The sequence below is a fragment of the Candidatus Microthrix subdominans genome, assembly GCA_016719385.1.
Taxonomy (GTDB): domain Bacteria; phylum Actinomycetota; class Acidimicrobiia; order Acidimicrobiales; family Microtrichaceae; genus Microthrix; species Microthrix subdominans.
The window spans coordinates 503,776-525,263 of sequence record JADJZA010000001.1; the positions used below are offsets into that span (position 1 = coordinate 503,776).

Below are 21,488 nucleotides of genomic sequence, written 5' to 3' on the forward strand. Positions count from 1 at the left end.
CGAAGACGCCCGTGCGTTGTCAGTCGCCATGGGTCACCACACTCCACATCTGAGCGGCATACTCAGCCCCTCGTTGTTCGTCATGCAGATCGCACCAGATCCGCACCGGGTGCGCCGCCCAGGCGTTGAAGTCGTCGAACCGCTCGTAGTGGCGCCGAGTGACGCCGACACGCCACTTGTCGTTGGAGAGAACGACGTTTGCGGCCTCATCGGGAGCCGGTTCAAGGCCGAGCGCTGCCGCGACAGCAACGAGGCTGCGATCTCCAACCGCTACCCAAGCCCGCAGATGCTTCGGGGATGCCGTACCGAGAACTCCGACATATGCCGCGCCCACACGACCGGTCACAGCAAGCTCAACCTCAGAGCGATCGGCCGCTGCCGACAGTCGAGCGGCGACGTCGAACACGGTGCGTCCCCAGAGATAGCCTCTCAACGTCTCGGGGCCCGGCCACCCCGTACCTTCCGCAAGGAGCCGCACCAGCGCCACGCTGTCGACCAGCTCGACCGACACCCGGGCGCCCTCACGATGTTTGACGACCAGTCCGTGTGCCTCCAACTGGGACACGGCCTTGGATGCCGACGGGAGGCTGACCCCGGTGCTCGCTGCGAGCTCGCCGATGGAGGGCCGCGACTCGTCCATCGCCTGCACAAGAAGCTCCTGGGCCACCAGCCCGTGACCCTTCTGCAGCGGTAGCGCTGCTCGATGGCGCCTGACCTGTTGCCCGAAACGACCAGCGCTTACGTCGACGCGTGGCCACGCGATCTCAGCGATCCCGGAAACGTCCACAAAGCTGACACCCGCCTCGCGGAGCTCCGCCCGCCATTCGAGTGGCACAGACCCGGCAACCAGCACAACCCGACCTGGTCCGGCCTGGCCCGTCGCACCAGCGATCAACGCTGGAGCATCTCGGTACGAGCCGGGATCGACAACCTGGACATCGAGCACGATCCCGTCGTCGAACTGAAGCTTGGATATGCGCCCTCGCCGGACGTCAAGGCCTTCGAACGTCGTCTTCGACGCGTCAACCCACGGCAGGTCGAGCATCAGTTCGGCAGCCATGAGTTGCATCATCTCACAACAGGACTCTAAACAGAACATATGCCCCTAAAACTCGGTATCCGTGCACTTGGGTTTCTGTTTAGTGACCCGTGCAGATCCAGAGAAACAGGCGCCAAAGTTCATGGTGACCTCCGCGGCGCCCTGCTGATCACATCGCAAGTATCGGGTGTGACGTTCTAGCGCCGGCATGTCGGTCGCTGGAGACTCAGGCGATGCCAAGGCGCCTGGCGGTCTCGGGGCCAAGTCCGTGTTCCCCAGCGATCACGTCGCCGTCAGACCGGCGCGCAGCGCGGGCAGCGGCCAACTGGGCGGCAATTCCGTCCAATCAGCGGTCGGCGAGCTGCTCGAGATGGACCAGTCCAAAATCTCGCGGCTCGAGCGGCGCAGCGACATGCTCCTCTCCACCCTCAAGCGGTTCGTCCAAGCCACCGACGGCGAGATGCACCTGGTCGTGACTTACCCGGACGGCGGCCCCGTCGAGTTGTTGACCTTCTCCCCATGGTCACCAGCCGTTTCGCGTGCGTCGCGGACCGTTTCTCCGAACTCCAGCGCAAGTCGCGCAGCAGCGTAGGTCTCATCGAAGTTGGCACGCTCGGCGGCTACTTCGCCCCGTTTCGGCTCAGGCCTCTGGGGGGAGATGCAACCAGATCCCGGCCTCGAAGCCGCCCCGTTCTGCCCGCTTCTTCCCAGCCGCCGTTTCGATGTCGCCCCAAGGCTGGCCGAGCTCCGAGGCGATCCCCTTGAGCACTTCGAGCACGTCGGCGAGTTCTTCGCGCTGTTCGGCAGGAGAGGCTGCCGTGCGGAGCTCGTCGCTCTCCTCCTGCAACTTCGCCAGCAGCGCCGGTAGACGCTCGGCCTGGTCGAGCAGGCGGGTGGTGGCCTGACCGCCGGCCGCCTCGATGATCTCCGGTATGCGGTCGCGTACGAGCTTCCCGTCGGTGTCCATTCGGACCATGGTTCCATGGTTGGGTTCAGAACAGCGGTGGCAGTTCCTCAGGGGCCAACCATGGAGTTCTGACTCCTCCGGCGGTTGCCTCGATGCGGGCTCGCTCCAGCGTCTTGGCTCGTGCGTTCGCCGTGCCCCCCGTCTGGGCGATGAGCGTCGGGCGGAGCGGGTGTTGGCTGGCGATCAGGTACTCGTTGCGTCGGTGGAGTCGCTCGTCGGGCGGACGGTCGGACTTCTCGTGCCAGCCGTTGCACCGGGCACATGCCAAAACCAGGTTCCACACCCCGTCGACCGGGGCGTTGCCAACTTCGGCGCCGAACGACCAGGCGAAGACATGGTCAACCTGGGCCTGGCTGCCCGTCGAGCCATCGGTTGAGATCGGGGAGTAGCAGAAGAAGCAGACGCCCTTCTGGTAGCCGTTGAGGGCGCCACGGATCCCGGTAACAGCAGTCCGACCCCGTCCGACGGTCCTGAGCGATTGCAGGTCGGGGTCGTAGCTGACCGTCAGCAGGTGGCGTGGAAGGTTCAGTTCCCAGGCCGCTTCGACCAGTTGCCAGCGGCTCTCGGTCTCCTCGGTCAACGAGGTTTGCTTTGCCTCTTCAAGGAGCCGGTGCATCTGATCGGTGAGTCGGATTCCGCCACGGTTCGAACGCTCGTCGAGGAAGAACCGCTGATCGATTTCCAAGCCGTCGAGCACATGGAAGGCGTCGATGACGTTCTGGAACCCCAACCGGCGGGTGGTCTCGATCAGATCGTCTTCGCCGAGCTCGCCGGCGTTGTGGGCCCGGCACGCGTCAAGGAACTTGCTGCGCTGCGATGTGCCTTGCCGATCTACCATCCGAAGGTGTCGACAGACGTGTCGGGAAAACGGAACGGCCAGTTCGTCGAGGGTGACCAACTCCCGATCCTGGGCGCCCAGCTCCAGCAGCGACCGCCCCAAGGCCAACTTGTACGAGGCGACGTTTCGGCCTCACAGGATCTGCGCCCGCCAGTAGGAATCGAGCGATGGCCGCTCGTCGGTGAATTGTTCGACTGCCGTTCGGTGTATCACTCAAACAGTTTGATCGAACGCTCACGGTGGAAAACGGTCTTGTTGGAAGCGAATGCAGACCAAGACGAAGGTCAGCGAGAACGCATTGCGGAGCAGCCACACCAACGGTGGCAAGCCGCTAGGCGATTACGCCTGAACGGGCGACGAACGCCACGTCAGAAAAGGCGTAGCTGGCTGTATCGCCGTGTGGCGTCGAGTCACGAATCAGCTCGGTCGTCCAGTTCGCATCCGGAACGGCGCATATTGGGGCGAGTGCGTGCCGATTAGCGCTTTGCAGTTCGCCCAACTGCCACCGTCTGGACTCGAACGTCGACCTTGAAGCTCGTCGACCGTCAGCACGACTATATGAAATTAATCATCCGGTCAGTGACGACTCTGTCATCAATTATGCGAGGCCTGGAGAACGGGCAATAATGACTAAAAGACGGTTGATTTTGTCCATAAATCTAAACCAAATTCCCTCTAAACTGGGGGCGTGTCACTTAGTTCCGCCGGGTCTAAGTCCAGAGCAAGAGCGTCCCTTAAGGCGTCAAGCGAGAGACGCGGCTCGTCGTTGCTGCCTGACTCAGACGAGCCTGGGGACCAATAGGAAGAGTGGGCCTTGAGGGTATGAGTGCGAATCCAGTTTGGTCCGCGCACCGCGACGTCGAGCACTCCTGGCCCGAAACAGGGAGCAAGGGGGCCACCCACGAGATCGCCAGCTACTCCGGCCCATGTTGGCATATAGAGGTTGGTCCATCTTGTTGGGCCGAAAGGGGCACCATGGTGAGGAGCTCGGAGATGGAAAGAGTCACTGGGCGCGCCGAAAGGCTTCCAAATCTGATACGAAAAGCGATCTAAAGAGCCGTGCTCCTCGTCGATAATTGGTGGACAGGTAGGAAGCTCGCGCTCCACTTGTCGTTGGATGAGATCGTCTGAGTCCTTCGCTAGTAGTAACGGTGCGTGAGTTAAGGGGCTGCCAACTGTAATTAAATCCGTAATCCGCCAAGCATTTCCCAACTTTGACATTTCTTGAAAAAGCTCCCACTGGGCATTTTGGTATTCTTGTACCAGCGATATCCTGCAGTCTTTGGTACTGGGATTCCGCTTGAGTTGTTCGCTTAAAGCATTTGCTAGCCGCTCCGCCTCGGCCAGTGCTGACTGTTCGCAGGGTTGAGGTCTACTATAGGTCGAGTGCATTTCGGCCCAGAGCTGCCTTAAGAGATCGTAGGCGATTACGCTGCCGAGACTGTGTCCGACGACAACAATTCGCTCATATAGCGGTTCGCCCTTTGGGCCTTTTGCATCATGGAGGCTTCGGAGGAGCTGTAGGCCCTCATCACGAATTGTTCGCCGCATCTTAATATTTTCGGGGATCGGACTGAGGTATCGTGCGGCATCGCCCAGCGACTTCACTAAAAAACCCTGCACGATGGCCCAAACGGTGGTGAGACAAAACCCAATCCAGATGTTGCTCGCCACTCCGGTATCGGGTGCTTTGCGAAGGAACCACTGAAACCAGAAGGCCAGCCCGGCCACGAGAAGGCCCCAAGACAAAAACCAGATCGTTTTAAGGTTAGGTGGAATTTTGCTAGGCTTGCGCAATAGTAACGATTTTGTCCATCCGGCTACGTGGGCCAATGTGGTTCCATCGACTTGAGAAGCCCAGTAGTACTCAAAAAAGTGCGTGCGTGGCTGCTGACGGTTCTGGAGTGTACGAAGTTCGAGCGTTCCCGATAGCGGGTCAGGCTTGCTAAAATACTGTGGGCCAGCAGGGGCGCTAGGTAGTACGGACGCTACGAAGCTGCGTACCGTCCCCATGGGTTTCTGCTCGCCGATACCATGAATCACAACGACTGCTTGAGTTCTTCGTTTCCTCATTCGGAGTACCCATCCCGTAGATGCCCGATGGCGGCTGATACCGAGAGGCCATCCTCTCACTAACTAGCCATCGATGCACCCAAATTGCGGAGTTCCCTGTCCGGCCACTGAGCGCTGTCTTCCAGCGGATGCAGAGCTGAGCAGTTCTTCCGGTCGTTAAGAGCGTGGTACTCAAGGCTCGGCCCAGGTCACCATCGCTGACGACCTGTCATGGAGTGAGTCGCGATGCAGGAACTGCCCTCCCCCGAGGGAGGGAACCTCGGTAAGGCGAAAAGGAGACCGCAGCTAGCTTGCTGGACGTCGCCAACCTGCTGGCCATTAATTGATTAGGGCATCTCAACGAGCTCCCAGCGCTGCGACGCGGTCCTCGCTTGCAAGTCTTATTCCCGAACTTCAACCCTCCGGTCCTTCCGACCTTTCCGGCGGAGGGGGCGAAACCGTGAAGGGCTGCGAGCCACGCTCGCAGATTGGCGGGAATGAATCGTCGGGTCTCGCTAGTCGCTACCGTGAGAGATCGCAGTCCTAGGGGAGTGGGTTTTGGCAGAGTCGGCGACAAGCGCGCAACAACTGGATCTCATCGCAGCGGGTTCACGCGTGATCGTGCGTGACCAGGACTGGCAGGTCATCGAACTCGAACGACATTCGATGGGAAGTCGGGCGATCGTTCGTTGCATCGGCCGGAGCGAACTCGTCCGCGATCAGGCTGCATCGTTCTTCTCGGATCTCGATGTTATCGAGCCGGAGGATCCGACTCGAACCCGTTTTCGCCTAGATACCTCCCCAAGCGGGGTCGAGACCAGGCTGGTTCTTGAGAGCGTTCTCCACCGGACCCCAGTCCCCGTGTCGAATACGGATCTCACCGTCGGCCACCTGCTGCTCGCTGATGATCTGCCATTCCAACGTGAGCCGTTCCGCAAGGCGACGACGCAGCTGCAGCCCCGGCTCTTGATCGCCGATGCCGTCGGGCTGGGCAAGACGATCGAGGTTGGGATGCTCCTTGCTGAACTTCAACGACGCGGCCGAGCCAACCGGGTGCTGGCCGTCGTACCTCGGCACATCCTCGATCAGATCCAACACGAGCTGTGGTGCCGCTGTGCCTTTCCTCTCGTTCGACTCGACTCTGAAGGAATCCAGCGGGTCCGGCAGAGGATCCCGGCAGGTCGCAACCCGTTCACCTACTTCAACCGTGTCATCGTCTCGATCGACACAATCAAGAATCCCAGTCGATACCGGCACCATCTGGAGCGCGTCCGTTGGGATGCCGTGTGGATCGACGAAGCCCACAGCGCGACCAATAGGGCGAGCCTCCGCAGTCAGGTCGCTCGTGTCCTCGCACCTAATGCCGACGCGCTCATCCTCACGACCGCGACACCGCACAATGGAAAATCGGAGTCCTTCGCCGAGTTGATCTCGCTGCTCGATCCGACGGCTGTTCCGGACCCAAAGGAGGTCACGGCCGAGGACATCGAGCACCTGGTCATTCGTCGTCACAAGAAGTCACCCGACGTCGAAGCGGTCATTGGCGACCGGTGGGCCGAACGCGCCGAGCCCGTTCCGGTCGCCGTAATACCGAGCCCTGATGAGGAAGCGGTCTTTGCAGAACTGAGCGAGACCTGGCTGAACCCCGAGAAGTCCGCCCCCTGCGAGGATCGCCTCTTTCCTTACACCTTGCTGAAGGGAGCGCTCTCCTCACCAGCCGCGCTCTCCGAGTCGATCGATAACCGCCTCAACAAATACGGGACAGCGGTTCCGCTTGATCCGTCGACCCCGACTGACTCCCCAGAGGTCGAAGCGCTCCGCCGCCTCCGAGTCAAGGCCCAGGAGGCGATGGACAACGCACCAGCCAAGCTCGCGAAGCTTGTCGCCACGCTCCGCGAGATCGGGGTTGACAAGGAGTCGAACGTCCGAGTTGTGATTTTCTCCGAGCGTGTTCGCACCCTTGATTGGATCGCTGAAGCCGTTCGGGACGAACTCGGGATGGCTGACAAGCAGGTCGAGACGTTCCACAACTCTAAGAGCGACGAGGAGCAACAACAGATCGTTGAGGCGTTCTCGATGGCCTCGGCCCCGATCCGTGTCCTCGTGACGTCCGATATCGCGTCTGAGGGCGTGAACCTTCACAAGCAGTGCCATCACCTGATCCACTTTGACCTCCCTTGGTCGCTGATCACCCTCGAACAACGCAACGGCCGCATTGATCGCTATGGCCAACTCCACCGCCCGGAAATCCGCTACCTCATCTACAACCCTGCCGATGAGGAGACCGCCAGCGACGTTCGTGTCGTGTCGAAGCTCGTCGAGAAGGAGAACACCGCCCACAAAGCGTTGGGTGATGCAGCGTCTGTCATGGGGCTCTACAGCGAATCGGCTGAGCAGAGCGCGATTATCGATGCCCTGCGTAAGCGCACCACCGACGAGCGAGAAGCGGCGCTTGAGGAAGCCGTGCCGACAGCCAACACCTTTGATCCGTGGGCGTTCGCCGGCCTCGACACCCCGCCTGAAGCAGAGTCATCAGCGCCTCCGGTTGCCACGAGCCCGGTCCCTTCGCTCTTCAACTGCCCGGATGACTTCCTCAGGGTCGGAGCCACCCTGGTCTACGGCGACTTGAGCCAGATCGGCTGGGAGACCGACGGTCAGGTCCTGAGCTTCGAGCCGCCCCAGGATCTCTTGCGCCGACTCGATGCGCTCCCGCAGTCATACTTGCGTCAGCGCAACCTGGCCGGTCGACTGCGACTCACCACCGACCAGCGTGTGGCCACCCAATCGCTCGATGACGCCGTCAATGCCAAAGCCGATTCGGGAGACACCGGAACCGCCTGGCCCGAAGTCCACTACCTCGGTCCTCAGCATCCGGTACTCGACTGGCTTGCGGACAAACTCCTTTACCGGGTCCAACGCAACGAAGCCATCGCCATTGCATGTGCAGTCGACGCCCCCACCGTTCTCGTCTCCGGTGTCTGGTCCAACAAGCTCGGTGAGCCGATCGCCTCTGTATGGCTGGCCGCCACGATCGAGGACGAGATGGTCACATTTGCGGACATGTTCCCGACCCTTGCGGCCGCCGGTGTTGCTGAAGGCATGGTCAACCCTGTCTGGCAAGGCGACATGGCCGTGGTTGAGGCACAGCTCGGCCCGATCGTCACCGCCGTCGAAAGCAACCTTGCGGCGCATATGGAAGGGCCGTTGGAAAAGGTCAGCGAGCGGCTCGAGGCCACGAGAACGAGGCTCGAACGATGGCAGATCAGCGCACGGGCCGTTGCCGATGAGATGAAGCCCGGCCCGCATCGCGACCGTCGTTTCTCTGACATCGATCGGGTGACCCGTCAGATCGAAGGGTTGATTGCCGATAACACAGCCGCCCCATCACCGCTGATCCGCGTCATTGGCGCGCTTGTTCCGAGGAACTGACATGGCTCCTCGGACAAATAAGGCAGCGTCGGCTGAGAAGAGCCTGCCCTCGGTCGTCAACCAGGCCTACTTCAGTGACTACTTCCTTTCGTACCGACTCGACGCCGGTCTCGACGAGCTCTATAAGCGATGGGACGCCGCCGAACGCAAGGGGGACCGTACGGCGAGAAGTCGCGTTCGCGGTCTCTCCAACGCCTTCGACAAGTTTCGGGTCGATGCCGCCCTCACGTCGCCCGATGGCGAGACGGACGACGGACGACTCGATCTCGGTATTTTGTCGACTGACTCGGTTGAGGCGCTCCGCGACCTCAACGACGAGGTGTTGCTGGCTCTGGGCTGGATGCCGAATCGCGACGAGGTAGTGACGCTGACGTCCGGCGACAAGACGCTCGAGATTCCAACTGCCCACGTCTGTGAGACATCAACCGGCCTATTGCTCCTCGCTCTTGACGGGGTCTTCGCCACGGACCCCTCGACGGTCGTCGCTACCAAGACGGCTCCGGCTGGAACGCTGCTCGACCCCGTGCGAGTTGGGGGCAAGGCGGAAGGACGAACCGCCCTCGAAGCAGCTCAGCTCATCTTTACCGCCGACGACCCCCCGAACTACCTCCTCATTACTTCAGGAGGGTCGATCACACTGCTCGATCGCGATCGATGGGGGGAGGGCGTCCTTCTTGCCGCCAACCTCGACAACGCAGTTGCACGGAACGATGACCGAGCGAAAGGTGAACTGTCTGCGATCGCCGCCCTGTTCAGTGCTGACGCCATCGATCCCGATGAGGACGCCCAGTCGATTCTCACTGCACTTCTCGACAAGGCCGCCAATGAGTCGGCCGGAGTCTCGAAGGAGCTGCGACATGGCGTCCGACGCAGCGTCGAACTCCTCGCCAATGCCGTCGTGAGGGACATCCGCCACCGGCAGAAGGGCGCATGGCGACAGATCGATCCCGACGACCTCACCCTCCAGAGTCTCCGCTACCTCTACCGAGTGATCGTGCTCTTGTTCGCCGAAGCTCGTCCCGAGCTTGGCATCCTCCCCGTTGACGACCCGGACTACCAGGCCGGATACAGCCTGGCCAGGCTCCGCGAAACCGCCCTCACCGAGCTTCATGATGATCGAGCTCGTGAAAGTACCCATCTCCAGCAGTCGCTAGCGGTCCTGTTCCGCCTCGTCAACGACGGGTATGAGCCTGAAGCGACCTTGGAGATCGATGCTCGAGGATTGACCTTCCCTGGTCTGGGGTCGACGCTGTTCTCCGAGCGAGCCTGCCCGCTGCTCGACCGTTCCAGGATCACCGACGAAACACTGCAGCAGGTACTCGCCAACCTCTGCTTCTCGAAGGAACAGCGCGGTCGTAGCCGGCAGGCCCTGAGCTACGCGACCCTTGGCATCAATCAATTGGGCGCGGTGTACGAGGGCCTCATGGCCTACAAGGGGTTCCTCGCGACTGAGGAGCTCTTCGAGATTGCCAATGATGGCGACCCTGACAACGGCTCTTGGGTCATCCCGGTCGACCGGGCCAAGGAGTTCCCCGACGACGTGTTTCTCGTCGAGGGAGCGGAGGGGCAGGAGCGACCTGTCCGGTATCGTGAAGGCGATTTTGTGTTCCGGTTATCTGGCCGAGACCGTCAGCGGTCAGCCAGCTACTACACACCCGAGGTACTCACTGAGTTCACCGTCCGCCATACCCTCGACGTGTACTGGGAGGAACATCCCGACTTGGCTGCCGCTGACGTTCTCGAGCTCACCGTGTGTGAGCCAGCGCTCGGCAGCGGCGCGTTCCTCAACGAAGCGATCATCCAGCTCGCCGAGCGTTATCTCAAGGCAGCCCAAGACGAGGCGGGCGAGATTATCGACCCCGATCAGTACCAGCTCGAACTACAGAAGACGAAGGCCCACTTCGCCATCAACCAGTGCTATGGCGTCGACCTCAACCCCACTGCGGTCGAGCTCGCTGAGGTCAGCTTGTGGCTGAACTGCATGTACCCCGGGCTCCGTGCTCCCCACTTTGGCGCCCGGCTCCGTCGTGGCAACAGCTTGATCGGTGCCCGCCGCGCCGTATACACCGTCGAGCAGGCGAAGAAGCAGCCGTGGAAAGGGACGAACCGCAAGCCTGCCGTCGCTCCGACCGAATTTCCCTTTGACGATGTCCCACTCGGCGAGGCATCCGGGATCCATCACTTCCTTCTCCCGGGCGAAGGATGGGGCATAGCTGCGTCCGCCGGCGAGCTTAAGGGTGTCGGCGGTAAGCATCCCAGGCCAGGGCTGGCGGAGCAGTGGTCCGAGACCGTTCGGGCCTGGCGCAAGCGGGCCCACGCCGTGCCGACCAAACACCAGCTCGACCGGTTGCAGGCCCTCGCTCGGCGTGTGGACCGAGCGTGGGCGACCGCCGCTCAAGATGGACGGAATTACCTGCGGGCGAACTCTCGCGCTGTCAACCTCTGGGGCAGGAACTCGGCCAAGTTGCCGTCAGGTGGAAGCGGCAGGTTCAACGATCCAGAAGGTCCGTCTGCTCGACTCCGACTCCTCATGGACGCATGGTGCGCGCTCTGGATGTGGGGTCCGGCGAACGGATCATTGCTGCCCAGCGTCGATGCGTGGATTGAGGCCGGCGAGCTCCTTCTGGGGCAGCCGGACTCGGCAGACACAGGCGAGCTGTTCACGCCGAACGAGCTTGCCGATGGGACCCTTGAGTCGGTCGAGAGTTTCGGGCGGGCCTCGGTGGTGGAGGTCATTCAACGTCACCCATGGCTACGGGAGTGCCGGAACATCGCAGCTGACCAAGCGTTCTTTCACTGGGAGCTTGAGCAGCCGACTGTGTTCGATGGTGGCGGATTCGAGCTCCAGGTCGGGAACCCGCCCTGGGTGCGGCCCCGATGGTCGGATGATTTCGTGCTCGCAGAGTACGACCCGTTTTTTGGTGTAGCGCCGTCGATCACGCAAGAGCAACGGATTGAACGCCGCGGCGTCGTGCTCGCTGCCCCAGCTGCCCGCAAGCAGTACATGACGGAGCTCGCCGAGAACGAAGGTCTCAACGATCTGCTGGGTGCAGGGTCCCGCGAACCGCTCCTTGTCGGACAACAGAACAACCTGTACCTGCTCTTCATCACCAACTCCTGGCGTCGACAGGCCAGCGGCGGTGTGACAGCGCTGCTTCATCCAGAGGGCTTCTTGAGCGACCCGAAGGCAGCGGAACTTCGTGCGACGGCATACCGGCGTTACCGGCGTCACTACCACTTCATCAACGAACTCATGCTGTTCGCAGAGATCAGCGATACGCGTGAGTACGGGGTCCACGTCTACTCATCTGAGCGGGAGGATCCGTCGTTTACGCAGGCAGCGTTTCTGTATCACCCGTCAGTCGTCGATCGCAGCATCGGACACGACGGTACCGGAGAGCTTCCCGGTCGCAAGCTGCCTGCGGGGGGCTGGGACCTTCGGCCACACGCAGAACGGTTTGTCGAGGTCGACGCTGGCACGCTTTCGTCCTGGGCAGCACTCCTGGCCTACAGCGAGCCGCCTTCATCGCCGGTTATCAAGAACGTAACGTCAGCTGAGGCTGCGGCAGCCGAGGCCCTTGGCAGACATTCGCACAGGCTCGGATCTCAGGGCCTTTTCTGGACACGCGGAGTCGAGGAGTCTGCGGCCGAGCGCGCAGGGCTACTTGAGCAACGGACGGACCGGCCCGCTGCATGGACAGACGTCGTTCTTCAGGGCCCACATTTCGGTATCTCCAATCCGTTCCAGAAGGAGCCCAGGCTAAGTGGGCTGCATCAGCAGGACTACGACGAGATTGATCTCAACGAGCTTTCAGAGTCACACATTCCACGGACAAATTGGCAACGCAAGGCAAGCAGGTCAGCGTTGGCGACATCGCTTGAAACGTGGGATGGCATTCCATACTCGGAGAGCTTCCGAGCCATAGTACGAAAGCGCATTCCTTCCAACACGTACCGATCGCTGTTTGTGTCACTCTGCCCGCGTGGGCCGATCGCTACCAATATCTGTTACTTCGGGGGTTACGCAGACGAGACCGACACCGCCCTGCTTGTCGGCGTTTTGTCGGGATTGCTTTCCGACTTCTTCATCCGAATTACCGATACCACCGACGTGACCGAAGGCGTAATTGGGCGACTTCCGGCGATGCGAAAGGAAAGTACGTTCTCGGCGCCTGTGCTCCACCGCGTGGCCCGGCTCAACTGCCTGACCGACGACTTCGCTGATCTCTGGAGCTCGCTACATTCCGAGCATTGGACCGAGGACGATTTCGCCGATAGTGCACGTGCCACCCGCTCTATCGCCTCGCCTCCAACTACCTGGGACATGGGCGTTCCGGTCCGGACAGACCTTGACAGGTGGCTGCTTCTCACCGAGCTTGATGCACTCGGGGCACTTGTGCTGGGAGTCGACCCGGCTGGGTTGACCGCCGTCTACAACTCCCAGTTCCCAGTGCTGCGTGCCTACGAGCATCAGATGGTGTTCGACGCTAAAGGTCGACAGCTCTGCGGCGACTGGCACCAGCACGGATTTCTTCAGGCGCAGCTTGAAGCACAGGCCAAGGAGGAAGGAACCCGGGGATGGGTCAGGGTGTGGGACCGGGTCTCTGCTTACCTCGGGGGAGATCGCGACGTTGATCTCGGGCCGTTCGAACCGCCCTTCACTTCTGCCGATCGGGTCGAAGCGATGACGAGTGCCTACGACGTCTTCGTCGAACGATATGGCCTCGACCCGGCGACACCCAGTGGTTTGGCGTCGTGATTCCGTCTCTTGTTGCTCGGGAGCTTCGTGGCTCGATCGTCGAGTACCTCGCAACGACGTTCGCGCTCTCCGAGGACGAGGCCTACAAGACACTCACCGAGTTTCTCTTGGATGAGGTAGACGGGATCTTCCGTGGTCCGTACCTGCGTGTCCGGCTGCCGTTTGTCGAAGCTCCTGACGATTCGGACCTAGGCCTTGCGTGGGCACCTCCCGGGTTTCGGCCGTACTTGCACCAGCTTCTGGCGTGGCAGCGGCTTTCTGGTCGAGGGCGGACGCCGAAGCCAACCCTGATTACCACCGGGACCGGTTCTGGTAAGTCGGAGGGCTTCCTGATCCCGGCCATCGATCACGCTATCTCTGCTCGTGGTCGGGGCCAGCGGGGCATCAAGGCGCTCGTGCTGTATCCCATGAACGCCCTCGTCACAGACCAGGAGCGACGTATCGCAGCGCTCCTCACGGATCCGGAAGCTCAAGCCGCCGGTGTTCGCGGAGGGGTGTGGATCGGCGATGATGGCTCGATCCGTCCACGTCGGGCGATGGACGGATCGCACCTCATCTCCGACCCGGCAGAACTGCAAGCCGACCCACCCGACATCCTTCTCACCAACTACAAGATGCTCGACCGGCTCCTGACGAACTGGACTCGGCAACGCCTGTGGGCGGCAAATACCCGGCCAACCGACGACGACAGTTGGGAGCAGCCCCTGAAATACCTGGTCCTCGACGAGTTCCATACGTACGACGGCGCACAGGGCACCGACGTGGCAATGCTGCTCCGGCGACTCGGGTATCGCCTCAACACAGCGACCACAGCTTCGCCGCTCACCGGCGTCGGATGTGTTGGCACGTCAGCCACGCTCGGGTCGTCCCCGACAGCAGCGGCCGATATGTGCAGCTTCGCATCCCGCGTGTTCGGAGTGCGGTTCGATGCGTCGTCGATCATCGGGGAACAGCGGCGAACCGTCGCGGAAGTATGCGGCGACATCGACTTTGGGATGCCTGTCCCTAGCCCGGAAGATCTGATCGCTCTCGATCCGCTTGACCTCGACGCGCTAGCCGAGGCTTTCACCGGCGAGGGGTTCGACGACGCCAAGTCCGTGGGCGATCGGTTACTACGGCATCGAGTCACGGCAAGCCTGCTCCGCGTCGCGGCTGACCGTCCCCGCCGGTGGCCCGATGCGGTCGCCGGCGTGGCACAGCAGATCCCCGAGTGGGGCGAGGCTTTGACGCGCGACGTGGACGCAGTCGAAGAAGGCCTCGAGCGGTTTGTCGCCCTGGTTTCGCAGGCCAAGGGCCGCACCAGTACTGGTGGGATCCGACCGCTCTTCTCCGTCGAGGTGCAGCTGTGGATACGAGAAGTCACGCGTCTCAAGCGTCTCGTGTCTGGCACGCCCGGGTTCCGCTGGGCGGACTCACCACCAAACGATCATGACGACGCTACCCACGAGCTGCCATCGGTGTACTGCACCTCATGCGGCCGGTCCGGCTGGCTCGGGGTCGTGAACCGAGCCGGGGGACAGGGTGCTGCGGCGATCGAACGTCTTGTATATGACCACGATACCGACCCCTATCTCGTGTCGGTGCGGGACCGCGAACGGACTAGGACGATGCTTCGAGCCAACGCGCCCGAGCCGGACGTCCTCTGGCTCGACCCCGCCAGCGGTCAAGTCCACAAGGGCGATGACGACAAAGCAACGCGTATCCCTGTGCTCGTCGCCGGGATGACCGGCGAAGAGTCCACCGAAGAATCGCGCGACGAAGCCGCCAAACGCCAACAATGCCCGTCGTGCGGCACCCGAGACGCCATCCGGTTCCTCGGGTCACGGGTCACGACGCTCGCGTCGGTGAGCATCACCCAGATGTTCGGCTCCGACTACGTCGCCGACGACGAACGCAAGCTGCTCGCCTTCACCGACTCGGTCCAGGACGCCTCCCACCGCGCCGCATTCTTCTCGGGCCGAACGCATCGCTTTAATCTCCGGGCCACCCTCTCCGGTGCGCTCCAGTCAAAGGGACGCGTGCCACTTCAGCGCGTCGCCGAGGTCGTCCTCACCAAGGCCGACCAGGGTGATCGCCCGCTCGACGACGTCTTCGCACTCGTCCCGCCCGACCTTCTGTGGGAGGGCTGGTTGGCAGCGTCATGGGAATCACCCGGGACTAACGCCGCCCAGGAAGCCCGCGACGGTCTGGCCGAACGACTCGGTTTCGACGCAATTCTCGAAGCAGGGGTGCGATCGCGTCTCGGCCGAACACTGGAGACCACGGGCACCGCCATTGCCGAGGTGCTGATCACCGACGATGAGTGGACCAACCTCGTCCAGTTCGCCACCGAGGCAGTGCAGGCCAACACCGGCCTGCTCCTCACCGACGCCGTCACCATCCAAACGTGGATCCACGGAGTCATCGAACGCCTGAGACTCCGCGGCGGAATCTTCCACCCGTTCCTCGACCGGTACGTCGCCGAGAATGGCAACCGCTGGCGCATTTGGGGTGGTGGCGACCGTCTCGCACCCAAGTTCCCGAAGGGTATAACCGCGCCTGCCTTCTATTCCTCCGCCAAATCCGATGAGTTCGATCCCGTTACCGGACCGCAAAGCTGGCTCCGTCTCTGGTCGAAGAAGGTGCTGGGAATCGAAGGAGCAGCAGCCGACCAGGCGCTCCGAGACCTTCTCCACCTGCTCACCGAGCAAGAGATCCTCGGCGCCCGGACTTCCACCAAAGGGACGGTGTGGGGCCTTCCCGCCGATCGCATCGAGTTCGTAGACATTGCCCCATCTGTCGACGGGTTTCCCCGGACTGAACTCCGGTGCGAGCTGTGTGCGCACCGGCACTACGCCACACCTGAGCGATTCGACGATTGGAATGGCCGACCCTGCCTTCGGCTGCGGTGCACGGGCACCTATAAACCGGCGTCGACATTGCCGACGAACTACTACCGCCACCTCTACCGGTCCGGGCAGATCCGGCGGGTCGTCGCCGCCGAACACACCGGAATGCTCACACGCCAGCGGCGGGAGCTCATCGAGACCGGTTTCAAGGATGGGGGAACGCCTGATGCCCCCAACGTGTTAGCGGCGACACCCACGCTCGAGATGGGGATCGACATTGGCGACCTTTCGGCCGTGATGCTCACCGCAGTCCCGCCAACGCAATCCAGCTACATCCAACGCGTGGGTCGTGCCGGCCGAAAGACGGGAAATGCGTTCGTTACGACATTCGCCGAGGGTGATCCCCGAAGCCTGTACTTTCTCCACGACCCGGAACTGATGATTGCCGGCGACATCACCGCACCGAGCTGTTATCTCGACGCCATTGAGATCCTCCGTCGCCAGTACCTGGCGTTCCTGCTCGATCGAGCCGCCGAAGGCGCTGACGGTCTCATCCCCAGCGCAGGGCAGATGCCACGAACCATTGGGCAGATCGCTTCGTCCGGGCTCCAACCAGGCGGCTGGCTTGCCGAGATCCTCGAAGCCGGTAGGGCCCGAGACTTGGTGACGCGATTTGTAGGCCTCTTTGGGCAACACCTCGACGCTTCCGTTTCTACGCGTCTGGCCTCCTGGGCCTCCGTCGACATGCGACCTCACGTCGAACGGGTCATCGATCGATGGTGGGTGCACATCAAAACCCTCACCAACCAACGAGACCGGCTGCGCGAACGTGAGAAGCCACTCGTCGCCCTGGAGAACCCGACCGATGAGGACAAGGACACGCTCGGACGGGTCGTGGCCGAGTTGCGGTACACCGCCAGTCGAATCATCCGAGCCAAGAGCCAGGACACTCTTGGTGCACTGGAGAGTCTCGGGTTGCTGCCCAACTACACCCTTTTCGACGACACCGTCACCCTTGAGGTGAACCTCTGGGGTCCGAATGACGGCTACGACCCCGGAGACGAACAGAGCAAACGATTCACGTCAAGGGCGGAGGAATACACCAGGCCAGCTTCCATCGCCATTCGCGAGTTGGCGCCGGGCAACTACTTCTACGTCGATGCGCACCGGGTGCGAATCGACTCTGTCGATAATGGCACCGAGAGCGAACCGGCCCACGCAACGTGGCGCTTCTGCCCGTCCTGTGCTTGGGCATCAGCCGATGTGAGCACCACCGTCGTCACCTGCCCGCGATGCGGATCGAATGGAGTCGCTGACCAGGGTGCCATGCTCACGGTCCTGCCGATGCGGGTCGTGTCGTCGACGGAGCGGGAGACCTCGGCGCGAGTCGGCGACGACAGCGAAGACCGCGAGAAGGAATGGCATGAGGTCCTTACCTCCGTCGATATCGCACCTGACGACATCACCGCCGCTCATCTCCACGCCAAGATCGTGTTCGGCGTCGAGGCGGCGCGAGCCGCCCGTATTCGTTATCTCAACCTCGGCCCGCACGGGTCTCGCTCCGGTCAGTCCCGTCAGGTCCGTATCGATGGCTACGACGCCCCGGTCTCACTCTTCACCGTCTGTCGGCATTGTGGCGGCGTTTACGGCATCCGCGGTGACACACGCGACCCGGAAGACTCGAACCACCACCGCACGTGGTGCAAGGTCCGGTCTGGCGCGCGCAAGGAGCAATGGGACAGCCTCGTTCTCGCTCACGAACTCGTTACCGAGGCAGTCAGAATTCTGCTTCCGGTCGCGGAGTTCGAGGCCATCGAACGGGTGCTGTCCTTCAAGGCGGCTCTGCTCCTCGGCCTCCGGGATTCGTTCGGTGGCGACCCGTCGCACCTCCGCGTGATCCAGACCGATTTCCCAGCTCCCGGTGGCGAGCCGGATGACCGTAACCGATTCGTTCTCGTCCATGACACGGTTCCGGGCGGAACCGGCTATCTCCCCCGACTTGCCGACCCTGAACGACTCCGCGAGATCCTGACCCGCGCTGTCGAACTCATCTCTACATGCGAGTGCCAAACCCGAGGCCAGCCCGGCTGCCACCGTTGCCTCTTCACCGCCGTGGGCCGCCATGAGATCCCGCTCGTCTCGCGCGATGTCGCCCTCCAGTTGCTCGATGAGATCCTCACTGGTTGGGACCTCAAGCCCGCCGAGGATGGCACCATCACCGGTGTCAACCTCTCGAACGTTCGACAATCCGAACTGGAACGGATGTTCAAAGCGCTCCTGCATCGTTGGTCGACGGACGGGCCCGCCCGAGTCACCGCCAGACCCGATCCCGACCATGCGAGCCTCGCCCGCTTCGACGTGCGGTTCCAGGATGGACCCCATTGGGAGCTACGGGAGCAGGTCAACCTCGCTGCCCACGGCACCAAGCCCGACTTCTACGCCACCCGCGTCGACGCCACCGGATCCGCTCCCGTAGCCATCTATCTCGACGGCTGGGAGTTCCACGGCAGCGACCCCGACCAGGTCGATAAGGACTCCACCCGCCGCGCGTCAGTCCGAGCAGGCGGCACCCGGGTGTGGGCGCTTACCTGGCACGACGTGAAGGCGACGCTCACGGCGGTGTCGCAGGGTTTGACGGTCGGTTCGGCAACGCCGTTGCCAAACCCCGTACTCCACTCCTCCGCACAAGGAGCGAAGCAAGCATTCGGTGCCAGCCATCCGGCATTCAGCGCTCATTCCCTCGGTGCATTCGACCAGCTGGTGCACTACCTCGCTCATCCCGATGACCAAGCATGGCGGGCCCTGGCCCTGACCACGAGCCTTGCCCCGGGGAATGGTCACACGCTCCCGGTGGACGACATCGGACGAGCAGTCGATGAGCTGGCCTTCGGCGACGTCGTCCAGCCCTCCGATCACGAAACAGGTATCGCAGCGGTTACGTGGACATCGCAGAGCGGTCAGCACGGCGGCTCCATCCTTGAACGTGGACGTGCTCAGATCCTGACCGCCATCGTCTCGCACGACACATCTATTGAGCCCGACAAGGCAAGGTGGACTGACTGGCTCCATCTTGGAAACATCCTCCAGTTTCTCGATGAGAATGCGGTGATCACGACCACCCGGACCTACAGCCACACGGAGTCAGCTTCAACCGGTCCGGTTCCGTCGACACAGTTTTCATCTTCCGATGAGGATCTCCTCGCCGACGTCTTCGATGCCGCTGCCATAGTTCTCGCCGAGCATGCGATCGATGCCGGTTGGTCCGACTTCGAGGTTGCCTTTCCTGCAGGGGACGCTGACGACACACCGATCGAGGTCGCCTGGCCAGCCAGCAAGGTTGGGATTCTGCCAAGCAATGTTGCCCGGCCGACCACCCTCCTGGAATGGGATCTTCGGAGCCCTGCTGGATGGACACAAGAGTCTCTTGTCGAGACCCTCGAGCAAGGAGTTCGCTGATGGCCACGCTCTTATTCGCCAAGGAGTTTTTGGACGACTTCGTCAAGCTCGAACCCCCGTTCGACAGAAGGTTCGCAAACTGCCAGGCAAGTTCGAGGACGCTACACACACCGGAGTGCACCTCGAGAAGCCAAACGCAACCCGGGATGACCGAATCCGCACCGTTCGCGTCGACCAGTCCGTGCGAGGAGTCGTCGTTCGTCTCGGGGGTGGTAAGTACGCGCTCCTCCGTGTGCTTCCACACGATGACGCATACGAATGGGCGGAGAAGCAGAAGCTCGCGATCAACCCCGTCACCGGTCTCGTCGAGATCCTCGACATCCCTACCGTTGCTGCCCGGGTGGAGGCGGTCACGGCCTCGGAGCCGGTCAATGCCCCGAGCCTTTTCGCTGAGAGGCGCGATCGCGAATTCGCTGCCGTCGGCATCGATGAGGAACTGATCTCCGTGCTCCGTCGAATTGTTGACGAAGCTGAGCTCTACGCCATCGCTAACTATCTCCCGCCAGCGCAAAGCGACGCCGTGCTTATGCTTGCCGACGGTAAGACCACCGATGAGGTCTGGGAGGCGCTCTCTCAGGACTACGACCTCACGGGTGATCCGGTCGATCCCGAAGACATCGACGTTGCGCTCGAACAGCCGGGCACCAAGTCGGCATTCGTCGTCACGACCAGTGACGAGGAACTTGTTGGGCTCCTGTCCGGCGATTTTGAGGCCTGGCGAACCTTCCTGCATCCGGCACAGCGCGCCCTTGCGTATCGCCCCTCGTATCCAGGGCCCGCCAAGGTGACTGGCGGCGCCGGTACGGGCAAGACGGTCGTCGCTATCCACCGGGCGCGCTTCCTTGCCCAACAGCTGATCGACGCCGACGACTCGAACGGTCGTGTCCTGTTAGCGACCTATACAAACAGCCTCACCGACAACCTCGACCGGACGCTCCGCGGGTTCTGCAGCCCCGAGCAGTACCGCCGAATCCAAGTGTCGACCGTAGACTCGTTCGCACGAAAGGCCCTTTCCGTCTCGAAGACCCGCGTGCGGGTCGTTCAGACGGACAGGCTTCAGGATCTAGCCGACCAGGCCGCCAACATGAGCGGCCTGGATGACTTCGGTCTGGATGGTCGGTACTTGATCACCGAATGGGAACAGGTCATTCTCGCCCGTCGGCTCACAAGTCTCGCCGACTACGGCACGAGCCCACGACCCGGTCGCGGCGGCCGGCTGACCCGACCCGCACGAAAAGCAGTCTGGTCAGCACTCGAACGGATGCTCAGTGATCTGCAAGACAAGGGCCAGGCCACATTTCTCCAGATCGCCGACCAAGCGGCGGATCTACTCGCCGCACGTTCTGGACATCCGTATGTGCACGTCGTCGTCGACGAAGCACAGGATCTGCACCCGGCTCAATGGCGTCTCCTCCGCGAGGCAGTTGCGGCCGGACCGAACGACCTCTTCATTGCCGGCGACGCCCATCAGCGCATCTACGATTACCGAGTCAGCCTGCTGAGCCTCGGGATCGACACAAGGGGGAAGTCGCGCCGACTCAAGATCAACTATCGGACGTCGCAGCAGATCCTCGGTTGGACGCCTGGCATCCTCACCGGCCAAGACATCGACGACCTCGACGGCAACCTCGAGCCACAGGTTGGTTATCGCTCTGCGTTCGATGGACCCGCACCGACGATCCAGAAGTTCGCCACACCGGCAGAGGAGGCAGAGTTCGTTGCCGCACAAATCCGAGAGTGGCTCGATGAGGGAGTCGCCCACGCCGCCATTGGCGTTACGGCTCGCACCCGAGATGATCTGCGTGCCGTGCAGGCAGCAATGGATGACGCTGATATCCGCTGGTCGGAGATCGGTAGCGACACGAAGAAGCCAGGGGTCCGAACGGCGACGATGCACTCCTGCAAGGGGCTGGAATTTGCACGTCTCGCCGTCGTGGCCGCCAACGCCGACAACCTGCCGTTCCCCCTGGCGATCACAGCTGTCGGTGTTGACGAGGCACAACACGACATCGACATTCTTCGAGAACGCTGCCTCCTTTACGTCGCCTGTACCCGCGCTCGGGACGAACTCATCGTGACCTCATCCGGAACCCCGAGCACCCTGCTTCCAGGACAGTGAC

General features: G+C 62.2%; 9 protein-coding genes. 6 read left to right on the forward strand and 3 right to left on the reverse strand.

What is annotated here, in order from left to right; all coding sequences use genetic code 11:
• Positions 1-19: 19 nt before the first annotated feature.
• Entirely contained in the window at positions 20-511 is a 492-nt protein-coding gene (locus tag IPN02_02445) for a hypothetical protein (GenBank protein MBK9295739.1), read from the reverse strand.
• Positions 512-703: 192 nt separating this feature from the next.
• Here IPN02_02445 and IPN02_02450 point away from each other — a divergent pair, with 192 nt between their 5' ends.
• The gene (locus IPN02_02450; GenBank protein ID MBK9295740.1) at positions 704-1,090 is read left to right on the forward strand and encodes a hypothetical protein; all 387 of its coding nucleotides are present in this window, start codon (positions 704-706) and stop codon (positions 1,088-1,090) included.
• Between the two features lie 217 nt (positions 1,091-1,307).
• Positions 1,308-1,631, forward strand: a complete 324-nt coding sequence (locus IPN02_02455) for a hypothetical protein (GenBank protein MBK9295741.1) — start codon at positions 1,308-1,310, stop codon at positions 1,629-1,631.
• Positions 1,632-1,679: 48 nt separating this feature from the next.
• On the opposite strand, the gene IPN02_02460 is transcribed toward IPN02_02455, so the two are convergent.
• Both IPN02_02460 and IPN02_02465 read right to left on the reverse strand, forming a co-directional pair.
• On the reverse strand, positions 1,680-2,006 hold the full coding sequence (locus IPN02_02460) for a nucleoside triphosphate pyrophosphohydrolase (protein ID MBK9295742.1): 327 nt from the start codon (positions 2,004-2,006) through the stop codon (positions 1,680-1,682).
• A gap of 25 nt (positions 2,007-2,031) precedes the next feature.
• A complete protein-coding gene (locus tag IPN02_02465) occupies positions 2,032-2,946 on the reverse strand; it encodes an HNH endonuclease (GenBank protein MBK9295743.1) in 915 nt (304 codons plus the stop codon).
• 2,565 nt (positions 2,947-5,511) lie between these two features.
• Here IPN02_02465 and IPN02_02470 point away from each other — a divergent pair.
• From IPN02_02470 to IPN02_02485, 4 genes are all read left to right on the forward strand, one after another.
• The gene (locus IPN02_02470) at positions 5,512-8,325 is read left to right on the forward strand and encodes a DEAD/DEAH box helicase (protein MBK9295744.1); all 2,814 of its coding nucleotides are present in this window, start codon (positions 5,512-5,514) and stop codon (positions 8,323-8,325) included.
• Complete coding sequence (locus IPN02_02475) at positions 8,300-13,084, forward strand: restriction endonuclease subunit M (protein ID MBK9295745.1); 4,785 nt, start codon at positions 8,300-8,302, stop codon at positions 13,082-13,084. The genes IPN02_02470 and IPN02_02475 overlap by 26 nt, the downstream gene beginning before the upstream one ends.
• Positions 13,081-19,368 (forward strand): DEAD/DEAH box helicase, encoded by a 6,288-nt coding sequence (locus IPN02_02480; GenBank protein MBK9295746.1) that lies wholly within the window; start codon positions 13,081-13,083, stop codon positions 19,366-19,368. Before IPN02_02475 ends, IPN02_02480 begins: the two co-directional genes overlap by 4 nt.
• A 232-nt stretch (positions 19,369-19,600) precedes the next feature.
• Positions 19,601-21,487 carry a UvrD-helicase domain-containing protein gene (locus IPN02_02485; GenBank protein ID MBK9295747.1) on the forward strand — a complete coding sequence of 629 codons (1,887 nt, stop codon included), beginning with the start codon at positions 19,601-19,603 and terminating at the stop codon, positions 21,485-21,487.
• Position 21,488 lies beyond the last annotated feature (1 nt).